This window comes from Polaribacter sp. (assembly GCF_051251875.1).
Lineage (GTDB): Bacteria > Bacteroidota > Bacteroidia > Flavobacteriales > Flavobacteriaceae > Polaribacter.
On sequence record NZ_JBPOGL010000003.1, the window covers coordinates 37,087 to 59,410 of the forward strand.

18 protein-coding genes are annotated in these 22,324 nt (G+C 29.6%); 9 read left to right on the forward strand and 9 right to left on the reverse strand.

Annotated features, from left to right (window positions below; all coding sequences use genetic code 11):
- The gene (locus tag ACSHW5_RS02335) at positions 1-2,559 is read right to left on the reverse strand and encodes a M1 family metallopeptidase (protein ID WP_435674496.1); all 2,559 of its coding nucleotides are present in this window, start codon (positions 2,557-2,559) and stop codon (positions 1-3) included.
- 162 nt (positions 2,560-2,721) lie between these two features.
- On the opposite strand from ACSHW5_RS02335, the gene ACSHW5_RS02340 reads away from it, so the two are divergent.
- Together ACSHW5_RS02340 and ACSHW5_RS02345 are read left to right on the forward strand one after the other, a co-directional pair.
- Positions 2,722-3,480: an SDR family NAD(P)-dependent oxidoreductase gene (locus tag ACSHW5_RS02340; protein WP_435674497.1), complete on the forward strand. Its 759-nt coding sequence runs from the start codon at positions 2,722-2,724 to the stop codon at positions 3,478-3,480.
- A 60-nt stretch (positions 3,481-3,540) separates the two neighbouring features.
- Complete coding sequence (locus ACSHW5_RS02345) at positions 3,541-4,683, forward strand: ATP-binding protein (RefSeq protein ID WP_435674498.1); 1,143 nt, start codon at positions 3,541-3,543, stop codon at positions 4,681-4,683.
- A gap of 46 nt (positions 4,684-4,729) precedes the next feature.
- Here the strand turns inward: ACSHW5_RS02345 and ACSHW5_RS02350 are convergent, their stop codons facing one another.
- Positions 4,730-5,512 (reverse strand): amidohydrolase, encoded by a 783-nt coding sequence (locus tag ACSHW5_RS02350; RefSeq protein WP_435674499.1) that lies wholly within the window; start codon positions 5,510-5,512, stop codon positions 4,730-4,732.
- Between the two features lie 145 nt (positions 5,513-5,657).
- Between ACSHW5_RS02350 and ACSHW5_RS02355 the strand changes: the two genes are divergently transcribed.
- The gene (locus ACSHW5_RS02355) at positions 5,658-8,411 is read left to right on the forward strand and encodes a PD-(D/E)XK nuclease family protein (protein ID WP_435674500.1); all 2,754 of its coding nucleotides are present in this window, start codon (positions 5,658-5,660) and stop codon (positions 8,409-8,411) included.
- Positions 8,412-8,468: 57 nt separating this feature from the next.
- Here ACSHW5_RS02355 and ACSHW5_RS02360 read toward each other — a convergent pair whose 3' ends face one another.
- On the reverse strand, positions 8,469-9,260 hold the full coding sequence (locus tag ACSHW5_RS02360; protein WP_435674501.1) for a universal stress protein: 792 nt from the start codon (positions 9,258-9,260) through the stop codon (positions 8,469-8,471).
- A gap of 187 nt (positions 9,261-9,447) precedes the next feature.
- On the opposite strand from ACSHW5_RS02360, the gene ACSHW5_RS02365 reads away from it, so the two are divergent.
- Positions 9,448-10,776 (forward strand): MATE family efflux transporter, encoded by a 1,329-nt coding sequence (locus tag ACSHW5_RS02365; protein WP_435674502.1) that lies wholly within the window; start codon positions 9,448-9,450, stop codon positions 10,774-10,776.
- Between the two features lie 3 nt (positions 10,777-10,779).
- On the opposite strand, the gene ACSHW5_RS02370 is transcribed toward ACSHW5_RS02365, so the two are convergent.
- The 3 genes from ACSHW5_RS02370 to pheS are packed head-to-tail and all read right to left on the reverse strand — an operon-like array spanning position 10,780 to position 12,505.
- Positions 10,780-11,175: a hypothetical protein gene (locus ACSHW5_RS02370; RefSeq protein WP_435674503.1), complete on the reverse strand. Its 396-nt coding sequence runs from the start codon at positions 11,173-11,175 to the stop codon at positions 10,780-10,782.
- A gap of 53 nt (positions 11,176-11,228) precedes the next feature.
- A complete protein-coding gene (locus ACSHW5_RS02375) occupies positions 11,229-11,486 on the reverse strand; it encodes a hypothetical protein (RefSeq protein WP_435674504.1) in 258 nt (85 codons plus the stop codon).
- The gene (gene pheS / locus ACSHW5_RS02380; RefSeq protein ID WP_435674505.1) at positions 11,486-12,505 is read right to left on the reverse strand and encodes a phenylalanine--tRNA ligase subunit alpha; all 1,020 of its coding nucleotides are present in this window, start codon (positions 12,503-12,505) and stop codon (positions 11,486-11,488) included. Before pheS ends, ACSHW5_RS02375 begins: the two co-directional genes overlap by 1 nt.
- Before the next feature lie 208 nt (positions 12,506-12,713).
- Between pheS and gdhA the strand changes: the two genes are divergently transcribed.
- Complete coding sequence (gene gdhA, locus ACSHW5_RS02385) at positions 12,714-14,057, forward strand: NADP-specific glutamate dehydrogenase (RefSeq protein WP_435674506.1); 1,344 nt, start codon at positions 12,714-12,716, stop codon at positions 14,055-14,057.
- Positions 14,058-14,246: 189 nt separating this feature from the next.
- Positions 14,247-15,086 (forward strand): alpha/beta hydrolase family protein, encoded by an 840-nt coding sequence (locus ACSHW5_RS02390; protein ID WP_435674507.1) that lies wholly within the window; start codon positions 14,247-14,249, stop codon positions 15,084-15,086.
- Between the two features lie 22 nt (positions 15,087-15,108).
- Here the strand turns inward: ACSHW5_RS02390 and ACSHW5_RS02395 are convergent, their stop codons facing one another.
- Positions 15,109-15,531 (reverse strand): molybdenum cofactor biosynthesis protein MoaE, encoded by a 423-nt coding sequence (locus ACSHW5_RS02395; RefSeq protein ID WP_435674508.1) that lies wholly within the window; start codon positions 15,529-15,531, stop codon positions 15,109-15,111.
- Positions 15,532-15,695: 164 nt separating this feature from the next.
- On the opposite strand from ACSHW5_RS02395, the gene ACSHW5_RS02400 reads away from it, so the two are divergent.
- Positions 15,696-15,968 (forward strand): DUF3817 domain-containing protein, encoded by a 273-nt coding sequence (locus tag ACSHW5_RS02400; protein WP_435674509.1) that lies wholly within the window; start codon positions 15,696-15,698, stop codon positions 15,966-15,968.
- Between the two features lie 136 nt (positions 15,969-16,104).
- On the opposite strand, the gene moaD is transcribed toward ACSHW5_RS02400, so the two are convergent.
- On the reverse strand, positions 16,105-16,347 hold the full coding sequence (gene moaD / locus ACSHW5_RS02405; RefSeq protein ID WP_435674510.1) for a molybdopterin converting factor subunit 1: 243 nt from the start codon (positions 16,345-16,347) through the stop codon (positions 16,105-16,107).
- Between the two features lie 99 nt (positions 16,348-16,446).
- Complete coding sequence (locus ACSHW5_RS02410; protein ID WP_435674511.1) at positions 16,447-18,915, reverse strand: DUF5686 and carboxypeptidase regulatory-like domain-containing protein; 2,469 nt, start codon at positions 18,913-18,915, stop codon at positions 16,447-16,449.
- Between the two features lie 323 nt (positions 18,916-19,238).
- Here ACSHW5_RS02410 and ACSHW5_RS02415 point away from each other — a divergent pair, with 323 nt between their 5' ends.
- Together ACSHW5_RS02415 and ruvA are read left to right on the forward strand one after the other, a co-directional pair.
- Positions 19,239-21,524 (forward strand): NADP-dependent malic enzyme, encoded by a 2,286-nt coding sequence (locus tag ACSHW5_RS02415; protein ID WP_435674512.1) that lies wholly within the window; start codon positions 19,239-19,241, stop codon positions 21,522-21,524.
- 218 nt (positions 21,525-21,742) lie between these two features.
- Positions 21,743-22,324, forward strand: a complete 582-nt coding sequence (gene ruvA / locus ACSHW5_RS02420; protein ID WP_435674513.1) for a Holliday junction branch migration protein RuvA — start codon at positions 21,743-21,745, stop codon at positions 22,322-22,324.

Consider the following 22,324-nt stretch of genomic DNA (forward strand, 5'->3'; position numbering starts at 1 on the left):
CTATTTTTTTATTTTTTGTGCTCTTTCTAAATGATCAGTCGTTTGCAATATTTTTTTGAGTAAAATAGGATTATAGTTCGGGTTTTCTTCTAAAAAAGTATGTAAAATTAGTGAAGCTTCTTTAGAAGAATAATTTCCAAAGGAACTTGCCAACCATCCTTTTGGGAAAAAAATATCTCCTGTTAGTTGTACTTCTTCTAAGGTAGATAAAATAGTATGCAAGTGTTTGGTGGCAGATTTTTGTCTGAGCGGATGATGTATGTTTTGCAAAGCAGTTTGTACCCAAGATTCTTTTTCTCTGTTTTCTTTTTGTAAAAGAGAGTTCATAAAAAGATCTCTTTCATTTACATCTTTAGAAAGCGAAGGTAAGAGCCATTTAAAACGTTCTTGCCTGTCTGAATTAAAGATTCTTAGTTGTTGTTCTTTTAAAATTTCGGTTGCTTTTGGATGTTCATAAATAGCCAATTTCATAGCCAAAGTAGTATAGTTATTTTCATTTAAGTAGAGGTTTTCTATGGCTTTATTTTCTTTCCAAATCTGATATAAATTTTCTTTTCCTTCAGTAGAAATGGCAATATTTTCATACAAATTAAACAATGTTTTTTTAATGTTTGCAGGCAACGTTGTTTCTAACAAATTAGAAATTTCAGTTTCTATTTTTTGTTGATTATTTTTTTGTTGATCGTTGGTTAAAAATGTCCAAAAAATGGTTTGTATTCTATCAGATAAATAATTGGTAATTAATTCGTTTCTTTCTTTCTTAATGGCGTCTAAATAAACCTGATATGTTTTTAAAACAGTAAGGTTTCCAAGCAACATGTTTTCATATAAATTAATATATTGATATCCTCTAGAAACATCATCAGTTATATATTTATAAGCATCAATTTCATTTTTATAGATTGGAAAAACGCCATAACCAAATCCGTTTGTATTGTATAAAACTTGTCCGGGTTTAAAATCTTTTGTTGCCGAAGTAATATCAAAAGAGTTTCCCATATTTTTAATGTTTTTTACAGATCCTTTTTCATCTTTCAGTTGAATTTTAAAAGATTGTGTCCACACCTTTTTAGAACCATCTTCTGCATTTTGATGAATGATAAATTTGGTAACATTTCCTTTTTCATTCAACTCAATTTCTTCAGAAAAAATAGGTCTTCCGGCAGAATTTACCCAAACATCACTCCAGTTTTTAATATTTCTAGGAGATTTTTTATCTAATATTTCCACCAGTTCATTCCAATCTGCATTTTCATTTGCATAGGTTTTTATATATTCTTGAATTCCTTGTTGAAAAGCTTCTTTGCCTAATAAATATTCTAACTGACGCATCATAATTGGCGCTTTGTTGTAAATGATTCTTCCATAAATAGACCCCGCATTTCTTAAATTTCCTAAATATTGTCTTATGGCATTTGTACCTTTGGTTCTATCTTCTGAATAGGCGCTAGGGTAATGAGACATCATAAAACTTAAGGTGTGATTAATGTCTGGAAAAACAGGATTTATAATTTTATCTGCCATAAAATTGGCAAATACTTCCTTCATCCAAACATCATTAAACCATTTCATGGTTACCAAATCTCCAAACCACATGTGCGAAGTTTCGTGTGCAATAAGTTTTGCTCTATTTAATTTTCTGTTTTCTGTGGCATTTTTGTCTAAAAATAAAGAGGATTGTCTGTATTGAATTGCGCCTACATGTTCCATACCACCATATTGAAAAGGCGGAATTGCCACAAAATCCATCTTCTGAAACGGAAATTTTACACTGGTATATGTTTCTAAAAAATCGATAGAATTTTGATGAATTTTAAACACTTCGTCTACACTTTCTGCAATTTTTTCTTTGTTATTTTCTCTGTATAAAAAACGCATGTCAAACGCACCCGGATTTTTGGTTACTTCAGTAAATTTTCCGGCTACAAAAGAGAACAAATAACTACTCATTGTGTCTGTTTTTGCAAAAGTATGTTCTGTAAAATCGTCAACCTCTAAACTGCTTACTTCAAACGCAGCACAGAGTACTTTCCAATCTTTTGGCGCCGTAATTCGCAAGGTGTAATTGGCTTTTATATCTGGTTGATCAAAACAAGGAAATAAGGTGCTTGCTCTGTCTGGTACTAATAAGGTGTACAGAAATTCGTTATTTCTATTGAGTGAAGTTTCGCCAGCATCAAAAAATATTTCAATAGTATTCTTGCCTAAAGTTAGTTCATTTTTAGCAAGAATAATATGTTCATTTTGGTGAGTTAAGATCGATTTTTTGTTATTTACTTTTATCGATTTTAATTTTGTGGTAGCTTCTTTAAAATCTAAAATAACATCATTTTTTACATCGCTAAGCGAAAAATTTAAAGTTAATTTAGCGGCAATAGGTAACTTTTTTTCTTTGGGAATTTTAAAATCTAAGCCATACACAACAGTTGTAATTTGTTGTTTTCTGTATTGCGATAATTCAAACGAAATTCCTTTTTCTAAGAGTTTTTCTTGATCATTTTTTAGCGTACAAGAAATAAAAATAAATGTACATAAAAGAACGTAAAAATGGGATTTCATTTGTTAAGTAATTTAGATTCTAAAATTAACGAAAGCTTTTACCAATGCCAAACCTTTTATTATTTATAAATTTTGACTGTTTTCATCAAAAAATAACATTAAAAAAGAGGTAAAACGTTCTAGATTTCATAATTTTAAGGAAAAATAAAAGTAAACTACTTCATGAGAAAAACAGCCTTTATAACAGGTGCAACTTCTGGAATTGGAAAAGCAACAGCAGAAATTTTTGCAGCACATAAAATTAGATTAATTCTTTGTGGACGAAGAGTAGAACGCTTAGAAAGCCTTCAAAAAAAATTAAGTTTGCTAACAGAAGTAACCACTTTACAGTTTGATGTTTCTAAAAAAGATGAGGTTAAAAATGCTATAAAAAGTATTCCAGAGAGTTTTAAAAACATAGATATTTTAATAAATAATGCCGGTAATGCGCATGGTTTATCTTCTTTACAAGATGGTAATTTAGATGATTGGGACGCAATGTTAGATATAAATGTAAAAGGTTTGTTGTATGTTTCTAAAGCAATTATACCTCAAATGACAGCAAGAAATAGTGGTTTTATTGTAAATATTGGCTCTATTGCTGGTAAAGAAGTGTACCCAAATGGGAATGTGTATTGTGCTTCTAAACACGCTGTAAATGCATTAAATAAAGCCATGAGAATAGATTTAAATAAGCACAACATTCGTGTGGCGGCAATTCATCCGGGCGCTGTAGAAACGGAGTTTTCTGAAGTGCGTTTTAAAGGAGATACAGTAAAAGCTGCGGCCGTTTATAGTGGGTACAAAGCCTTACAAGCAGAAGATATTGCAGATATTATTTATTTTGTAATTTCAAGACCTTATCATGTAAATATAGAAGATTTGGTGGTGTATCCAACGGCACAAGCAAGTGCTACAATTATGAATAAAACGGGCTATTAATACTGTTTTTTGCAGTACAAAATCTATCATACAAATTATCAATAATACTATTTTGCAGTTGTGATTAACAAACGTCTTCTTATTAAAAACCTACTTTCTCATAATGATGAGAATAGTTTCTACGATAAAAAGCAAAAATTATCATTGAGTTCTAAAGACGGAAAGGCAAAATTTTTAAAACATATTTGTGCATTGTCTAATGCCAACCCTAGCAATAATTCTTACATTGTTATTGGTGTAGAAGATGAAGAAAATAAGATTATTGGCGTAGACTTTTTTGATGATAGTAAAATTCAGAATTTGGTAAATGCGTATGTAAAAAACCCTCCGAAAATAGAATATGAAAACGTGCCGTTTCCTAGTTTACCAAGGCATAAAGTAATTGGTTTGGTAACAATATACCCGAATAATAAAATTGCTGAACTTTTAAAAAACACCTGGAAATATAGAAAAGGCACTGTTTTTTATAGAAGAGGTAGCAATTCTATGCCTTTTTATGGTGATCATTTTGAGTTGAGAAACAGCAATGCTGAAATTGTTGAAGCCATAGAAAAAAATGCCAGTAACAATATAGAATTAACCTTAAATGGTGTTTTTGATTTTATCAACAATCATCACCCAGAAAATAATCCTCAATACAAAGTTTTTAACGAGCAATTTGTGTTGTGTTGGGCCGGAAAACGTAAATTGATAAATAAGGAAGAATTTTTTTCGCGCGTAGATATAGAGTTGATTAATGAACAAGTTAGAATCTTTTTTTCTTCTTTAGATGATGTGCAAATTACCATTAATAAGAATTCTTTTATTGTTACAGAATACATTCTTTTAGGAATAGATAAAAGCGAAACTCATTATCCTTTAGAAAAAACAATTATTAATTTTAAGGAAAACGGACAGCATGATATTGTGAAAGAATTTCTATTTAAACCACCAAAATATGATGCTAATATTATTCATTTAATTTATAATAATTGTATTAAAATTGTGAAAAAAATAGCAAAGAATACCACACTTTCTGCAATTGAATACGAAGATGTTTTACGATTGCCAACTAATTTTTTAATCTGTTATTTACACGGATATTTAGATGTGGCAGAACATTTAAAAAAAGCAAAAAATTATGTTCGTAGTTTAGACGATAAAACGACTTATATTAAATACAAAGAAGCATTACGAATAATTAGAAAAGTACAGTATCAGTAGTTTTTTTGTTGATGATAAAACAATTTTAAAACTGTAAATGTTCCCTCTAAAATTCTATTTTAAAATCATCTTTATCATTTAAAAAACCCAATTTTTCTCTTGTTTTTTGTTGTTCATTTTTGTCTAAAGTGGCAGTTATAATACCAACTTTATTTTTTGGCAAATGGGCAATTTCTTCACCTAAAAAATCTAGCGTCAAAGAATTGCCAGAATAATGGTAATTATTGGCATCTTTACCTGTTCTATTCACACCAATTACATAACTCATATTTTCAATGGCACGTGCTTTTAACAAAGCTATCCATGCGTGTATTCTATTTACGGGCCAATTGGCAATATAAATTAAAAGATCATAATTTTGTGTGTTTCTTGCCCAAACAGGAAAACGTAAATCATAACAAATTAACGGACAAATTTTCCAACCTTTATAGGTAATTATTAGTTTTTCGGTTCCAGAAGTATACACATTGTTTTCGCCTGCCAAAGAAAAAGAATGTCTCTTATTATAGGTTTCAATGTCTCCTGAAGGATGCACAAATACCAATCTATTGTAATATTTTTCTTCATCAACAATAACCAAACTACCAACAATGGCAAGTTGTTTTTGTTGGGCAATCTTTTGCATCCAAGTAACGGAAATTCCATTCATTTTTTCTGCAACTTTTGTGGCATTCATGGTAAAACCAGTGGTAAACATTTCTGGCAATACTATTAAATCGATATCTGCAGGAAAACTGTGTATTTGTGTTTCCAAAAAAGCAATATTTTCAGTGGCATTTTCCCAAACCAAATCTGCTTGAATTCCTACTATTTTTAGTTTGTTTTGCATGTATAATTTCTAAAAAATTAAAAGATACTAATACTCAAAAATAAGATAATAATTGTAAATTGGTTATTTTATAACACTCGGTTTTTCATTAGAAGACTTGTTCTTGCTTTTGTTTTACTGTATTCAGATCAGACCTAATAAAGCTATGCAATCTTTTATTTCCGAAACCATTAATGATATTTTAAAAACCACTACTTCTTTTGAAAACGTGGTTTTTGTTTTACCCACACAAAGGGCAAAAGTGTTTGTAAAGCAAACACTTAAGGATAAAATGACTGTAGGGTTTTTGCCAAAAATAGTAAATATAGAACAGTTTATAAGTGAGGTGTCTGGTATTGAAAAAGCAAACAATATTGAGTTATTGTTTCATTTTTATACTATTTATAAAAAGATAGAAAAAGATCCAGCAAGTTTTGATGTTTTTACATCTTGGGCCTTAACGGTTTTACAAGACTTTAATGAAATTGATCAATATTTAATTAATACCGAACAAATTTTTGACTATATAAAAGATATTGAACGATTAAAAAAATGGTCGGTTTCGGGTACTTTTAAAGAAACGGAATTAATAAAAGATCATCATTTTTTTCTAGAAAAGTTGAATACTTATTATGCTGCTTTGTATGAATTTTTACTGAAAAAAAACATAGGTTATCAAGGATTAATATACAGAGAAGCGTGTAATAAAATAGATGCTTATGCAACAAATACTTCTGATATTAGATTCTTTTTTATTGGTTTTAATGCATTAAATACCGCAGAAGAATTGTTATTTAAAAAGGTATTAGAAACTGGTAATTCTGAAATTTATTGGGATTTAGATACCGTGTTTTACCATTCTAAACATCAAGCAGGAAACTTTATAAGAAAGTATAAAAAAGAATGGAAGTATTACGAAAAAAATGAGCTAAAAATAATTGGTAATTCATTTTCATCACCAAAAAATATTCAGGTAATTGGCGCTTCTAAAAATAATACGCAAATAAAATACGCAGGAGAAATTTTAGAAAAAATTACAGACTTTAGAAACACAGCTTTGGTTTTTGCAGATGAAACTTTGTTGCCTATTGCGTTAAATTCGTTGCCAAAAAATATAGAAAATATAAATATTACCATGGGATATCCGCTAAAAGATATTCCTACAACCAATTTGTTTTCTTCTATTTTTAAATTATTTATTTCTCAGCAAAAGCTGCAAAAATCTGTAGTAAATGAGTTTTATTATAAAGATGTAATTCGTTTTTTAAAAGAACCTTTAATTTATAAATCTATTACAGAAGGCAATGCTGCTTCTCTTGAAGAATTTTTGAAAAACATAGCTATAGAAAACACCACTTTTATCACAAAAACAACACTAAAATCATTTATTAATAATTTAGAAGGAGAAACAAAAGAAGCCATTGCAGGTATTTTTAATTCGTATACATCAACAACCGAATTTATAGAAAGAATTCTTGAACTTATTAATTTTTTAAAAGAGAATACACTTGATTTGGAAAAAGAATATTTATTTCGCTTTTTCACTGCTTTTACCCAATTAAAAACATTATTAAATGAGTTTAATTATTTTCAGGATTTAAAGACATTATCCATGTTTTTTAATCAAATAATTGCTTCAGAAAATCTATCGTTTCAAGGAGAACCTTTAAGAGGTTTGCAATTAATGGGAATGTTAGAAACCCGTGTTTTAGATTTCGAAAATGTTATTTTAACTTCGGCAAATGAAGGTGTTTTGCCTAAAAATAGTCAACAAAATTCTTTTATTCCTTTTGATGTAAAAATTTCTTATGGTTTGCCAACATATCGGGAGAAAGATGCCATTTTTTCTTACCATTTTTTTAGACTATTACAACGTGCAAAAAACATTTTTTTACTGTACAATACAGAGCATGATGTTTTTGGAAACGGAGAAAAAAGTAGGTTTGTAAGTCAACTAGAATTATTAAATAAAGAGATTAAGCAAAAATTTGTTTCGCCTAAAATTGTTACAAAAAATATAGAATTAAAAGAGGTTCAAAAGAATAATTTGGTTTTAGAAAGTTTAAAACAACTAGCGATAAGTGGTATTTCGCCGTCTTCTCTTACAAACTATTTGTACAATCCCATTGCTTTTTACAAACAAAAAGTTTTAAAAATAAAAGAATTTGATACCATAGAAGAAACCATTGCTTTTAATACTTTAGGTACTGTGGTGCATCAAACTTTAGAAGAATTATACATTCCGTTTATTGGTAAATTTTTAACGGTTGATGGAGTTTCTAAAATGGAAAAGGTTGCCAAAGAGTTGGTTGTAAAATATTTTAAAAACGAATTTAAAAACGGAGATATTACCACCGGAAAAAACAGGTTAATTTTTGAAGTTGCCAATAGGTTTGTTCATAATTTTTTGGCAAAAGAAAAGAAGTTGGTTTCCGATAAAAACAATCAACTTAAAATTATAGCAACAGAAGAAACATTTGATACTGAAATAAAAATTGAGGGAATTAACTTTCCTATAAAAATACACGGAAACGTTGATAGGGTAGATGAGTTAAATGGCGTTTTAAGAATTATAGATTACAAAACAGGCATTGTAAATAATGCTGATTTAAAAGTTCTTAATTTTGAGGATTTACGTGCTAAAAATCAGCACAAAGCTATTCAGGTTTTATTGTATGCTTTTTTATATACAAATAGTAAAAATTTCAATTTTAAACAACCTATAATTGGTGGTATTTATTCGTTTAGAAATTTGAATAATGGTTTTTTACCAGTTAATTTTTCTAAGAATTCTAGAAATCCAGACTCAGAAATAACACAAGAAAAATTAGATGGGTTTTTAGAAGAAGTAAAAATTTATATCAAGGAAATTTACAACAAAGAAATTGCGTTTGTAGAGCCACCAGATTTAAAATACTAGTGTAGTTTAAATTTTAAAATAACCGATGAAAATCGGTTATTTTAAAACTTTTTAAGTTTATTTTCCTTTCAAAATTAATAAAGGTACGCTTGTAGAAAATTCTGCTTTAAGAACAGTGTTCTTTTCCCATAATTTTTTGAAAAAACCTTTTTTACGTCTAATTACACATAACATATCAGGATTAACGGTGTTTATATGTGCTAAAACTCCTTGAAAAGTTGTGGCATTTTCCGTAATGGTTAATGTAGATTGAATTTTTACTAAATTTTTATCAATCACTAAATCTTCTTCGCGGTAATTAGGTGTTTTTACTAATAAAAAATGTACTTGAGATTTAAATTTATCAACAAAAATATGCAAAGGTTTTAAGGCCGTTTTGCTTTTTACAACGCCAGATTTAAAAGCCATTAAAATAGTACTAATAGGCGAAAATTTGTATCCTTCAGGAATAGTTAAAACAGGAATTTCTGTTTGTTTCACCAATTTACCAGCGGTTTTACCTAAAAATATTTCTTCTTTAATAGAATTGCTTCTTGTACCAACAATTATTAAATCTACTCCTAATTGCTCATCAATACTTTCTACATTATCAACAAGATTTCCTTTGGCAGAAATAAGTTTAACATCTACATTTTTTACATCTACAGAATTTACCAAGGTGCGTAAATACAAGTCGGTTTCACGCGCAATAATGGCATTCATATTTACAATAGTACCGGCTTTTGATTTTGCGCTATACGCTCTAAAAACATAAAGTTGTGCGTTTATTTCTTGTGCAAAATCAATGGCATACTGTAACGTGTTTTGGGCATTTTTTGTAGATCCAATAGGTACTAAAACGTGTTTCATCTGGTATGTTTTAAATTTTTTTAATGATGATAGTAACATCAATATCTAACTTTAGAAAGGCCTTATCTATGTAATTTTGGTTTCTATTTAAAGAAAGATTTTGGTGCTGCAAAGTTACTCAATTTTTCAGTGATTTACTTATTTTCTCTTTTTTTAGATATGTACCTTTGCAATTAAATCTTTTTTTTTGAAAACAAACCTTAGTTTTAAACAGATTAACAAGCTTGCTATTCCTGCATTAATTGCTGGTATTGCAGAACCCATTTTGTCAATTACAGATACTGCTATTATTGGTAATTTAACTGTGAATGCAACAGAAAGTTTAGCGGCTGTAGGTATTGTAGGCGCTTTTATTTCTATGTTAATATGGGTTTTTGGACAAATAAGAAGTGCAATTTCTTCTATAATTTCTCAATATGTAGGTGCCAACAAGTTGGATGAAGTACATACTTTGCCGGCACAAGCAATTGCAATTGTTGTGGGTTGCAGTTTGTTGGTTTTATTGGTTTCTTATCCGTTTGCAGAACAGATTTTTAAGTTTTATAATGCCACCGGAAGTATATTAGAGTATTGTATTAGTTATTTTGAAATAAGGATTTTTGGTTTTCCTTTTTCACTTTTTGTATTTGCCATTTTTGGTACTTTTAGAGGATTGCAAAATACGTATTATCCAATGGTAATTGCCATTGCAGGAGCTTTGTTAAACATTGTTTTAGACATCGCTTTTGTCTACGGAATTGAAGGTTTTATTCCCGCAATGAACATTGAAGGTGCAGCGTATGCAAGTGTTTTGGCTCAAATTATTATGGCAATTATGGCTGCATTTTTGTTGATTAAAAAAACGTCAATTTCTTTAAAAATCTCAAGAATTCTTCATCCAGAAATTCCGCGTCTTTTAAACATGATTGGCAACCTTTTTATAAGAACAATTGCTTTAAATGTTGCCCTATATTTTGCTACATCTTATGCAACAAATTACGGAAAAGAATACATTGCTGCATATACAATAGGCTTAAATCTTTGGCTTTTGGGTGCTTTTATGCTAGACGGATATTCTAGCGCCGGAAACATTTTAGCCGGAAAATTTTTAGGAGCAAAAGAGTATAAGAATTTACTTTTACTAAGTCAGAAATTACTAAAATATGCCATTTTTGTAAGTATCATCATCACAATTATTGGGTTTGTTTTTTATGCTACTATTGGAAAAATATTTACAAAAGAACAACTTGTATTAGATCAATTTTACAATAGTTTTTGGCTAGTTTTAGCCATGCAACCACTTTGTGCTATTACCTTTATTTATGACGGAATGTTTAAAGGAATGGGAGAAATGAAGTATTTAAGAAACCTATTAATATTTTCTACTGCAATTATTTTTGTTCCAATATTATTGGTGTTTGATTGGCTAGATTATAAATTAATTGCAATTTGGATTGCCTATACATTTTGGATTCTTGCCCGAGGAATTCCTTTGGTGTATTCTTTCCGAAAAAAGTTTGTGCCGTTGGCTAATTAAAATCTATTGCGCTAAAATTCCGCGTTTGTCTAATGCAGAAATCAATTCTAAAGTACTTTCTGTTATGGTATTTTCTAGAAAAGTAAATGTTTTTTCAAACAACCTATTTTCTTCAAAAAAGGTAACCTGAAAACGGTTGTTTAGCGTGAATAATTCTGGTTGAATTAATTCAACCTTAGCAAACGAATTGGCAGGGAGTTTTTCTATTTTTTTTCGAAGCAAAGAAGTGGTTTTTGTATCAGAAAAACCCTGAGAAACAATTACCACCATTTCTAAGTCTACATTTTTATTGTTAATGATGTAAACGTTCCAATCATTGGTGTTATAAATATCGTTAAATTCATAAACGATTGCCACTTCTACATCAGTAACTTTTGGTATGATAATGTCTTTTTTCATAAAAAATAATCAAGAAATATGCTTTTTAAAAAGTATTCTTTTTACCTATAGAATTACCAAAGTTTGTAAAACTCTTCTTTAGAGATAACATCGCCATCACAATCATCTATAGTTAAGGTTCCTTCACATAATCCACCATATTCATCTTCAAGGTAGTCTTCATTATATTTTGTAACCTTTTCGTTTTTATAAACGGTAATTTGTTTTAAAACTTCATCGGCATCATTGGTTTCAAAATACCAAGTAGAGGTTCCCCAATCTGCATATTCATCATCTCTATTTTCGTTCCAAAATTGTGTAAAATAGTTCATTATATAACAGATTTAAATTGTTCTAAGAAACGTTTATCGTTTTCATAAAACATTCTAATATCAGGAATTTGGTATAATAACATGGCAATACGTTCTATTCCCATACCAAAAGCATACCCAGAATATTTAGTTGGATCTATGTTTGCATTTTTTAATACATTAGGATCTACCATTCCACAACCACCAATTTCTAACCAACCAGTTCCTTTGGTAATTTTGTAGTCTGTTTCAGTTTCTAATCCCCAATAAATATCTATTTCAGCACTAGGTTCCGTAAATGGAAAATAAGAAGGACGTAATCGAATCTTAGATTTTCCAAACATTTCTTGTGTAAAATATAAAAGTGTTTGTTTTAAATCGGCAAAAGAAACATCAGTATCTATATACAAACCTTCTACTTGATGAAAAATACAATGTGCTCTTGCAGAAATATCCTCATTTCTAAAAACTCTTCCTGGAGAAATTGTTCTTATTGGTGGTTTATTTTCTTCCATATAACGTACTTGTACAGAAGAAGTGTGTGTTCTTAATAAAATATCTGGATCTTGTTCTATAAAGAACGTGTCTTGCATATCTCTTGCAGGATGATATTCTGGTAAATTTAAGGCAGTAAAGTTATGCCAATCATCTTCAATCTCTGGACCTTCAGAAACCGTGAAACCAATTCTATTGAAAACTTCAATAATTTGATTTTTTACCAATGAAATTGGATGACGAGAACCCAAGTTAATTGGTTCTGATGGACGTGTTAAATCTCCATAAAAAGATTTCTGACTTGCAGTTCCTTCTAAAGATTCACTTAGTTCAGCAACTTTTCCTTCTGCAGACTTTTTTAAATTATTTAATGCCTGACCAAAATCTTTACGTAACTCTGCATCTACATTTTTAAATTCAGCAAATAAATCTTTCAATAAGCCTTTGCTTCCTAGGTATTTAATTCTAAAAGTTTCTACTTCTTCTTTTGTAGTTGCATTAAATGCTTTTACATCACCAATCAGTTCTTTTACTTTGTCTAACATTTTAAAGGATAATTAAGAGGCAAATTTAATCTTTTTTAAAGAGTTTTAGATTGAATTTATTAAGAAAACCACAACTCTAACCGAAATCGATTGAAATAAGGGTTTTTAACAAAAATTTTTTAATTAATTTAATTTTGTGATATTGAAAATTACTTATCTTTGTTTCTTTATATTTTTATAATATTCGTAAAAAATCATACCAAAAATTATGGAGTCAAAAATTAAAGAGTTTATGGAGTTGGTTAAAATAAGAAATAACCACGAGCCAGAATTTATACAAGCCGTACAAGAAGTTGCAGAAACTGTAATTCCTTATATCATGGAAAATGATATTTATTTCGGTAAAAACATTTTATTAAGAATGGTAGAACCAGAAAGGTTAATTTCTTTTAGAGTTTGTTGGGTTGATGATAACGATGAAATTCAAGTAAATAGAGGATATAGAATTCAAATGAATTCTGCTATTGGACCTTATAAAGGTGGTTTGCGTTTTCATCCATCTGTAAATGCGAGTATTTTAAAGTTTTTAGCATTTGAACAAGTGTTTAAAAATTCACTAACAACTTTACCGATGGGTGGTGGAAAAGGAGGTTCTGATTTTGATCCTAAAGGAAAATCAGACAATGAAATTATGCGCTTCTGTCATGCTTTTATGAGCGAATTGTTTAGACATATTGGTCATAATACAGATGTTCCTGCTGGAGATATTGGTGTTGGAGCAAGAGAAATAGGGTTTATGTTTGGTATGTATAAAAAGTTGAAAACTACTTTTACTGGTGTGTTAACGGGTAAAGGTGCGTCTTGGGGAGGTTCTTTAATTAGACCAGAAGCAACAGGTTATGGAAATGTATATTTTGCTCAGAATATGTTAAAAAGAAATAACGATTCTTTTGAAGGAAAAAGAGTAGTAATTTCTGGATCTGGAAACGTAGCGCAATATGCAGCTGAAAAAGCGATGGAATTAGGAGCAATAATATTAACTTTATCAGACTCAAGTGGTTATATTTTAGATGAAGAAGGTATTAGTAAAGAAAAATTAAAACACGTAATGTTTATTAAAAATGAAAAACGTGGAAGAATTAGTGAATATGTAGAAAAATATCCAAACGCAAAATTTGTTGCAGGACAAAGACCTTGGTCTGTTGCGTGTGATATTGCTTTGCCTTGTGCAACTCAAAATGAGTTAAATGGTGATGAAGCTAAAGAATTAGTTAAAAACGGGTGTAAATGTGTTTCTGAAGGCGCAAATATGCCTTCTACACCAGAAGCTATTCACGAATTTCAGAAAGCAAAAATCTTATTTGCGCCTGGTAAAGCATCTAATGCCGGCGGTGTTGCAACCTCTGGTTTAGAAATGAGTCAGAATTCTTTACGCTTAAGTTGGTCTCGTAAAGAAGTAGATGAAAAATTAAAAGATATTATGGAAGATATTCACGATTCTTGCGTGCAATACGGAGAAAATGAAGATGGTTCTATAGATTATATAAAAGGTGCAAATATTGCAGGGTTTGTAAAAGTTGCAGACGCCATGTTAGCGCAAGGTGTTGTTTAATAATTGTTTTTATTTTTAATAGTTAAAAGCGCATTCATTTATTGGATGCGCTTTTTTTTGTTGTAAATTTTAGAAAATAAACGCAACCAGACTATTTTTATAATTATGATTTTAATTTCACATATTTTCTTTGGTTTTATATCAGGTTTAGTTGCTATTTTTACCTTTATAAAAATAATTGTTTAAATAATGAAAATATTAAAAAATATAATTGTTGATGGTAAACATAACAAACCTATTGTTACAGATGTTTTTTATACAGAAGATCATCAACCTAAAAAAGTAGTTATTTTTTGTCACGGTTACAAAGGTTTTAAAGATTGGGGAGCTTGGAATGTTATGGCAACAACTTTTGCTAACGCAGGATTTTTCTTTGTTAAATTCAATTTTTCTTATAATGGAGGAACCTCAGAAAACCCAATTGATTTTCCAGACTTAGAAGCTTTTGGAAACAATAATTACTCCAAAGAATTAGACGATTTAGGAAGTGTTATCGATTGGATTTCTACAAATACAGCATTTAAAAGTAATCTTGATTTAAATAATATTTCATTAATAGGACACAGTAGAGGTGGAGGAATTGTTTTATTAAAAGCACATGAAGATAACCGTATTAAAAAAGTAATTACACTAGCCGGAGTTTCTGATTATAAAAGTAGATTTCCGAAAAATGAAGCTTTTGATACTTGGAAAAAAAATGGAGTTTATTATGTGAAAAATGGACGAACTCATCAAGAAATGCCACATTTTTATCAATTTTATACAGATTTTGTAAAAAATGAAAATCGTTTACATATTCAAAAAGCAACTTCAGAAATTACAATTCCTCAATTAATAATTCATGGAGATAATGACACCTCTGTTTCTATAAAAGAGGCAGAAAAATTGCATACTTGGAATTTAAACAGTGAGTTAAAGATTATTGAAGGAGCGAATCATGTGTTTAATACTTCGCATCCGTGGAAAGAAAAACAGCTTTCAGATCACTTGAAAAAAGTTTCTAAAATTTGTTGCGATTTTTTACAGTAATTTCTATCATCAAAAACAACATTTACGGATGTGCATTTACCCAAACTTCGCCATCAGAAAAATATTCTTTTTTCCAAATAGGAACAGTTTCTTTTAAAGTGTCTATAGCAAATTCACATGCTAAAAATGCCGCTTTTCTATGTTTAGATGATGTTGTAATTATTACCGGAATAGCACCAATTTGCAACATGCCTTCTGCATGATGAATGGCAATTTTATGTATATCGAACTTTTCTAAGGCCAAATCTGCAATTTTTTGCATTTCTTTAATTGCCATTGGCTTGTAGGTAGAAAAATCTAATTGTTGTACTTCTTTGCCTTGTGTGTCATTTCTTACAGTTCCTATAAAGGCAGAAATGCCGCCACAAGAAGCATCACTTACAAAATTGTAACATTCTTGTAAGTTTAATTTTTCTGACGTAATTTTAATAGAAGTTCTTTGCATTTAGCAACAAAAATAGGAAAACAAAATTGTATTTTCGCATTTTATTATTTAGAACAAAATAACCTAAGGTTTACAAAGTCAATTTAAAATTTTTACAAATAATAGTACATCTTTAAAATAAACAAATTGTCTTATTTCAACCGTAATAATAAATTTAATTAAACATGAAAAATATCTTTAGAATTATAAGTTTCTTAGAAGGAGTTTCTTATTTATTATTGCTTTTTATTGCTACGCCAATTAAGTATTTACAAGGTGATGCTTCTTACGTAAAAATGTTAGGAATGCCTCATGGAATCCTTTTTATGTTGTATGTTGTTTTGGCTTTTTTAATTAAAAAAGAAATGAATTGGGACAACAAAACGTTAGGAATTGTTTTGGTTGCTTCTATTTTACCTTTTGGTACTTTTTATATTGATAAAAAGTATTTGAGGTAGCGTATTATAGATTTTTATTTGGTCTGTTTGATAATTGTTTTTAAATTCTTTTGAAAATAATGCAAGGAAAAAAGTTAAAAAACAGGAGCAGTTTTTTTATTTAAAAAATTGAAATTTATAATTTTTTTGAAGTTTTTTAACCACCACTTACTGGTGGTATAATTGCTACAACATCTCCTTCACTTAAAATTAACTGATCGGTTGCATATTCTTCATTTACAGCAATTGCATAGGTGTTAATGTTTTCTAATTGAGGATAGTTTTCTTTTAAATTCAATTTAAAATCATGGATAGAAGTTGCCGTGTTAACCTCTATTTTTAATTGATTGGTATTCATTAAATCTGTAGTAATGCCAAAAAAGAGTAGTTGAATTTTCATTTTTCAAAAATAAAGATTTTTTTAAAGCTCATTAGAGACTTAGACATCTTTTCGTTTAAAATTAATTTGTGAATACAAAACAAAATTATGCTATAGGTATTATTGAAACAAGCTTAAGCCAAACAAAAAACCATTATTAGTATTACTTCCTTGTTGAGAATGTACATAATCTACACGTAAAAAACGCCATTTACCAAAACCAATATTTTTTATACCTAAAGAATATTCGCTATACGGTTTTCTGTTGGTGGCAAGCAACGCTTTTGAACCCGCAACCAAATGAAGATTTAATTTATTAAATAACGGAATTTTTCCTAAAACAGCACCTTTAAAATTGTGTTGCCAATGCGCTTCAGCATAAGCATCATTAGAGAAAAAAGTATAATAATCTAACAAACCAAACCTGTCTAAATGACTGTTTTTTAACGGGAAAAGAACTTGATTTCCTTTTACTTGAAAATTATCCATAAAAGCAATGTTCTTCTTTTTTAAGAACTTTCCACCACGTAAATTGTAGCTAAATTCTCCGTAATTTCCGGCATTTAAATCTTGTTTTAATACGGCTAAAAAAGCATCTGAACTTAATGTTGAATTATCTACTCCAATTATTTTTCTGTATTGTATATTTAAAGAAGGGTATTTATTATTCCCTAAATTAAATTTCTGATTTGGATAAGATAAATATTTTTGATTAAAAATAATGGTTGCTCCTATGTTGGCAATCCAAACTTTATGGGCATTAAATGCAGTATTTGTAAAGTCGGTTTCGTTTAACGGGTTGTTAGATCTGTACGGAAGGTCTTTGGTAACAAAAGAGTAATCTGTGGTGTTTAACAACGGCTTTCTGTGCGCATATTCTAAAGAAGAATTAAAATAAATTCCGTTTTTTATTTCTTCTGAATAATTTAGTTTAGCAAATGATTTTTCATAAATTTTTAAGTAATTTTTCTGCCTTAATAAAGATTGTACGGTGTTGTCTAAATTAGAAATTGGGTTTCTATTATTAAATTGAGGTGTTGTTACACCACCAGAAATAGTGACACTTGGTCTAGAATAATTATTCCAATTTTTGGTATAGAAAAAAGCAGGTCTTAGTCGTTTGTCTGAAAAGCCATAATTTATTTTTGTGGTCAAATTCCATTTCTTACCAGCATCATTTTGTCTTTTTCTATAATTAAAACCCAATGTAGAATTAAAACCTTGCACTGTATTAAAATTAAAATAACCTATTATTCCATCAAAAGAAAAAGCCCATTTTTTATGAGAATTTCTGAAAGTATACCCCGTAATTGGCGATAACAAATTAAATTTATTTGTTTTTAAATCTAACGAATCTAAATATTTTTTAGTTTTTCGAACTACTTTTATACTGTCTTTAACGGTATAATCGGCCTTTTCTTCTTGTGTAAGTGGTACAGGGCGTAAATTGTGCCAATAAACACTGTCTTTTTGTGTGGCATTTTTTTCAAAGGATAACACCTCATTGGTAAACGTTTTTTCTGTATAATTAGGAGAGAAATTATAATTTGAGTAAGCAGATGAGAATTTTCCATCAACCTTAAACCCTAAAAGATCTACTTTAAAACCAATACTCTGACTAATTAACACCCAGGCATCATTTTTATCAGAATAATTAAAATCTTGTTTTAATTTTAAAAATTTAACCATGGGCAAGTTTACTTGTTCGCCGCTAACGGTAACATCTGCGCCATAAATTGCCCAATCTTCTTCAACAATGTACAAATATCCTTCAAAAACTCTATCATTTTTACGTTTTGGTATTAATAATATTTTGTTGATGAGTTTGCCATTTTTATCATAAAAACCACCTTCTAATTTATAATTGTAATAGCTAAAAGCATTGTTAGAAATTGGCGAAATTAAATCGTTGCCAAAATTAATACTGTTTTCATAAAAGTTAATATTTGCCTCTGCAGCTCTATTAAAACTAATGCCATTATCGCGGCCGCTAACTTTAGAAGCAATAATTTTTTCTGTAAATTTTTTAGGTTTTTTCTGATATTTTATTTCTGAAACAGTTTCCGAAAGGTAGATAATACCGCTTCTGGTAGAATCTAATCCGCCACCAAAATCGCCCAAACTTTCCCCTAAAAATTTTTCTGGAGCATCTTTTATTTTATACAATCCACGTGAATAAAATTTGGCTGCATAATTTGCTGATTTATTAGTGTTTTTTTCTTTATTGGCAATTACATTTCTAATAATAGCATTGGCAGGATTGTCTTTTGTAGAAATAGATATTTCATCTAAAATTATATTCTCTTGAGTTAGTTGTGCGTTTAGAGTAAAAGGAAAAGAAGTAATATTTACGTTTTTTTTAACTGTTTTAAAGCCTATAAATTGAAAAACTACCGTGTAATTTCCTTTTTTCTTGATATTTAAAAGATAATCTCCATTGTCATTAGAGGTTGTTCCTGTAAGTGTTTTGTTTAGATAAACGCTCACAAAAGAAAGTGCTTCTCCTTTGGTATTGGTAATTTTTCCTTGTATTTGGCCAGCAGCATAAAATGCAGTAAAAAATAGAAGTAAGCAGGTAATTTTTTTCATTAAATGTATTTCTATTGCAAACATAAAATTAAAAAGTAATACAAAAATTGTAAAGTTTGTTAAACAAGCTATAATTTTTAAATTGATTAAAATAGAATTTATTTTTTCTGTTAGATAAAAATAAAAAAACAATTAATTTGAAGATGTTTAAGGTATTGCTTACTTAATTGTGAAAAAATAGTACTTTTTATTATATATGTTATAAAATTCATAGAATATACGAGTGTAAATAAAAATATCAACTCCTTAAAAGAATAGAAAATTTAATTGCTTTTTGGTTGAAATGGCTATATTTGTAAGTCAAAATAAGTAAATATCAATTTATGAGCAATTCTAGAAAAAGACACGAGGCTTTACTATATCATGCAAAGCCAAAACCAGGAAAAATTGCGGTTGTTCCTACCAAAAAATATGCTACTCAACATGATTTAGGATTGGCATATTCTCCTGGTGTTGCAGAACCTTGTTTAGAAATTGAAAAAGATAAAAATAACGCCTATAAGTATACTTCTAAAGGAAATTTAGTAGCTGTAATTTCTAACGGAACTGCAGTTTTAGGTTTGGGTGATATTGGTCCGGATGCTTCAAAACCAGTAATGGAAGGAAAAGCATTGTTGTTTAAAATATTTGCAGATATTGATGTTTTTGATATTGAAGTAGATGCAACGGATGTAGAACTTTTTATACAAACGGTAAAAGCAATTGCACCAACTTTTGGAGGAATTAATCTAGAAGATATTAAAGCGCCAGAAGCTTTTGAAATAGAAAGACGTTTAAAGGAAGAATTAGATATTCCTGTTATGCATGATGACCAGCACGGAACCGCAATTATTTCTGCAGCTGCGTTAAAAAATGCGATTGATATTACAAATAAAGATATTAGTACCGTTAAGATTGTTGTGAATGGGGCAGGAGCAGCTGCAATTTCTTGTACACGTTTGTATGTAGAGTTGGGCGCAAGAAAAGAAAACATTGTAATGTGCGACAGTAAAGGGGTTATAAGAAAAGACCGAGGAAACCTTACTTCACAAAAAGAAGAATTTGCTACAGCTCAAGATCTAAATACCTTAGAAGAAGCAATGCAAAATTCAGATGTTTTTATTGGTTTATCTAAAGGAAATGTGGTTTCGCCAGAAATGCTATTATCAATGGCAAAAGACCCAATAGTATTTGCAATGGCAAACCCAGTTGCAGAAATAGATTATGATTTAGCGATTGCCACCAGAAAAGATATTATTATGGCTACTGGTCGTTCAGACCATCCTAATCAAGTTAATAATGTACTAGGATTTCCGTTTATATTTAGAGGAGCTTTAGATGTTAGAGCTACTAAAATTAATGAGGAAATGAAAATGGCTGCTGTACATGCGTTGGCAGATTTGGCAAAAAAATCGGTACCAGAACAAGTAAATATTGTGTATGATGAAGTAAGTTTATCTTACGGAAGAGAATATATTATTCCAAAACCATTTGATCCAAGATTAATTTATGAAATTCCACCAGCAATTGCAAAAGCAGCTATGGAATCTGGTGTTGCGCTTGAGCCTATTACAGATTGGGATGCGTATCGTGAAGAATTAATGGAACGTTCTGGTTCTGGAAGTAAAGAAATTAGACTTTTACACAACAGAGCAAAAAATAATCCTAAAAGAGTTGTTTTTGCAGAAGCAGATCATTTAGATGTATTAAAAGCTGCGCAAAGAGTTCATGAAGAGAAACTTGGAAACGTAATTTTATTAGGTAGAAAAGAAGTTATTTTAGCATTAAAAGAAGAAATTGGTTTTACGGGTGATGTGCCAATTATAGACCCTAAAACAGACAAAGAAGAAGATAGAAGAAATCGTTTTGGAGAAGCGTATTGGAAAACACGTCAACGAAAAGGTAGAACACTTTCTGAAGCTAAAAAATTAATGCGAGAGCGTAATTATTTTGCCACTATGATGGTAAATGAAGGAGAAGCAGATGCTTTAATTACTGGGTATTCTAGACCTTATCCTACGGTAGTAAAACCTATTTTAGAGCTGGTAGAAAAAGAGCGAGGTATTACAAAAATTGCAGCCTGTAATTTAATGTTAACCAAACAAGGTCCGTTATTTTTAGCAGATACTACTATTAATGTAAATCCTAGTGCAAAAGATTTGGCTAAGATTTCGCAAATGACAGCACAGTTTGTTAAAATGTTTGGTATGAAACCAAATATGGCAATGGTTTCTTTTTCAAATTTTGGATCTTCAAATACAGAAACATCTAAAAAAATTAGAGAAGCTGTTTCTTATATGCACCGTCATTTTCCAGATACTGTAATAGATGGTGAGCTTCAAGCAGATTTTGCTTTAAATTCTGAAATGTTAGCGAAAGAATTTCCGTTCTCTAAATTAAATGGAAAAAAAGTAAATGTTTTAATTTTCCCTAATTTAGAAGCAGCAAATATTACCTATAAATTGTTAAAACAATTAAACCAGGCAGAATCTATTGGCCCAATTCTTTTAGGATTAAGCAAACCAGTACATATTTTGCAATTAGGTGCTAGTGTAGATGAAATGGTAAACATGACTGCCTTAGCTGTTGTAGATGCGCAAGAGAAAGAAAAAAAGTATAAGAATAATTAAGAAAATAATCAGTTAAAAATTGATTTTAAAGGTTAGAAAATAGATAAAAGACGTACATGAAATTTAATAATTAAAGTTATTAAAAATGACTTTAGACTTTCAAAATATAGTTTAGCACCTATTTTCTAACCTCTATTATTTATAAATTGCGTTGTAATTTATTAAATTAGAGATTCACTAAATAAATTCTTACTTTAGTCGCCAAGAAAAAGAAGTAAATGATTACACAAGTTAGAGGTAGGTTAGTAGAAAAAAGTCCAACAGAAGTTGTTGTAGATTGTAATGGTGTTGGGTATTTGCTGCATATTTCTCTAAATACTTTTTCTAGTTTACCAGATGATGAGGCTGTAGTTTTATACACTCATTTATCTATAAGAGAAGACGCGCACACCCTTTTTGGGTTTATTAACAAAACCGAAAGGGAAGTTTTTAAATTACTAATTTCGGTTTCTGGTGTTGGACCAAGCATTGCAAGAACCATGTGTTCTTCTATGACTTCAGAAGAAATTCAACATGCCATTGCATCAGAAAATGTAAAGTTAATACAATCTGTAAAAGGCATTGGTGTAAAAACAGCGCAAAGAGTTATTGTAGATTTAAAAGATAAAATTTTAAAAACTTTTAATATTGATGATGTTTCTGTTATTACAAGCAATACTAACAAAGATGAAGCGTTATCTGCTTTAGACGTATTAGGTTTTCAAAGAAAACAATCCGAAAAAATTGTAACTTTTATTTTGAAAGAAAATCCTGATGCTACCGTAGAAAAAATAATAAAATTAGCTTTAAAAAATTTATAA

Coding starts and splice junctions, on each gene's coding strand:
- ACSHW5_RS02390 (WP_435674507.1), top strand. CDS start 14,247: ATGAAAATATTAAAAAATATAATTGTTGATGGTAAACATAACAAACCT.
- ACSHW5_RS02350 (WP_435674499.1), bottom strand. CDS start 5,512: ATGCAAAACAAACTAAAAATAGTAGGAATTCAAGCAGATTTGGTTTGG.
- moaD (WP_435674510.1), bottom strand. CDS start 16,347: ATGAAAATTCAACTACTCTTTTTTGGCATTACTACAGATTTAATGAAT.
- ACSHW5_RS02395 (WP_435674508.1), bottom strand. CDS start 15,531: ATGCAAAGAACTTCTATTAAAATTACGTCAGAAAAATTAAACTTACAA.
- ACSHW5_RS02370 (WP_435674503.1), bottom strand. CDS start 11,175: ATGAAAAAAGACATTATCATACCAAAAGTTACTGATGTAGAAGTGGCA.
- ACSHW5_RS02360 (WP_435674501.1), bottom strand. CDS start 9,260: ATGAAACACGTTTTAGTACCTATTGGATCTACAAAAAATGCCCAAAAC.
- ACSHW5_RS02400 (WP_435674509.1), top strand. CDS start 15,696: ATGAAAAATATCTTTAGAATTATAAGTTTCTTAGAAGGAGTTTCTTAT.
- ACSHW5_RS02410 (WP_435674511.1), bottom strand. CDS start 18,915: ATGAAAAAAATTACCTGCTTACTTCTATTTTTTACTGCATTTTATGCT.
- ACSHW5_RS02355 (WP_435674500.1), top strand. CDS start 5,658: ATGCAATCTTTTATTTCCGAAACCATTAATGATATTTTAAAAACCACT.
- ACSHW5_RS02375 (WP_435674504.1), bottom strand. CDS start 11,486: ATGAACTATTTTACACAATTTTGGAACGAAAATAGAGATGATGAATAT.
- ACSHW5_RS02415 (WP_435674512.1), top strand. CDS start 19,239: ATGAGCAATTCTAGAAAAAGACACGAGGCTTTACTATATCATGCAAAG.
- ruvA (WP_435674513.1), top strand. CDS start 21,743: ATGATTACACAAGTTAGAGGTAGGTTAGTAGAAAAAAGTCCAACAGAA.
- gdhA (WP_435674506.1), top strand. CDS start 12,714: ATGGAGTCAAAAATTAAAGAGTTTATGGAGTTGGTTAAAATAAGAAAT.
- ACSHW5_RS02340 (WP_435674497.1), top strand. CDS start 2,722: ATGAGAAAAACAGCCTTTATAACAGGTGCAACTTCTGGAATTGGAAAA.
- pheS (WP_435674505.1), bottom strand. CDS start 12,505: ATGTTAGACAAAGTAAAAGAACTGATTGGTGATGTAAAAGCATTTAAT.
- ACSHW5_RS02335 (WP_435674496.1), bottom strand. CDS start 2,559: ATGAAATCCCATTTTTACGTTCTTTTATGTACATTTATTTTTATTTCT.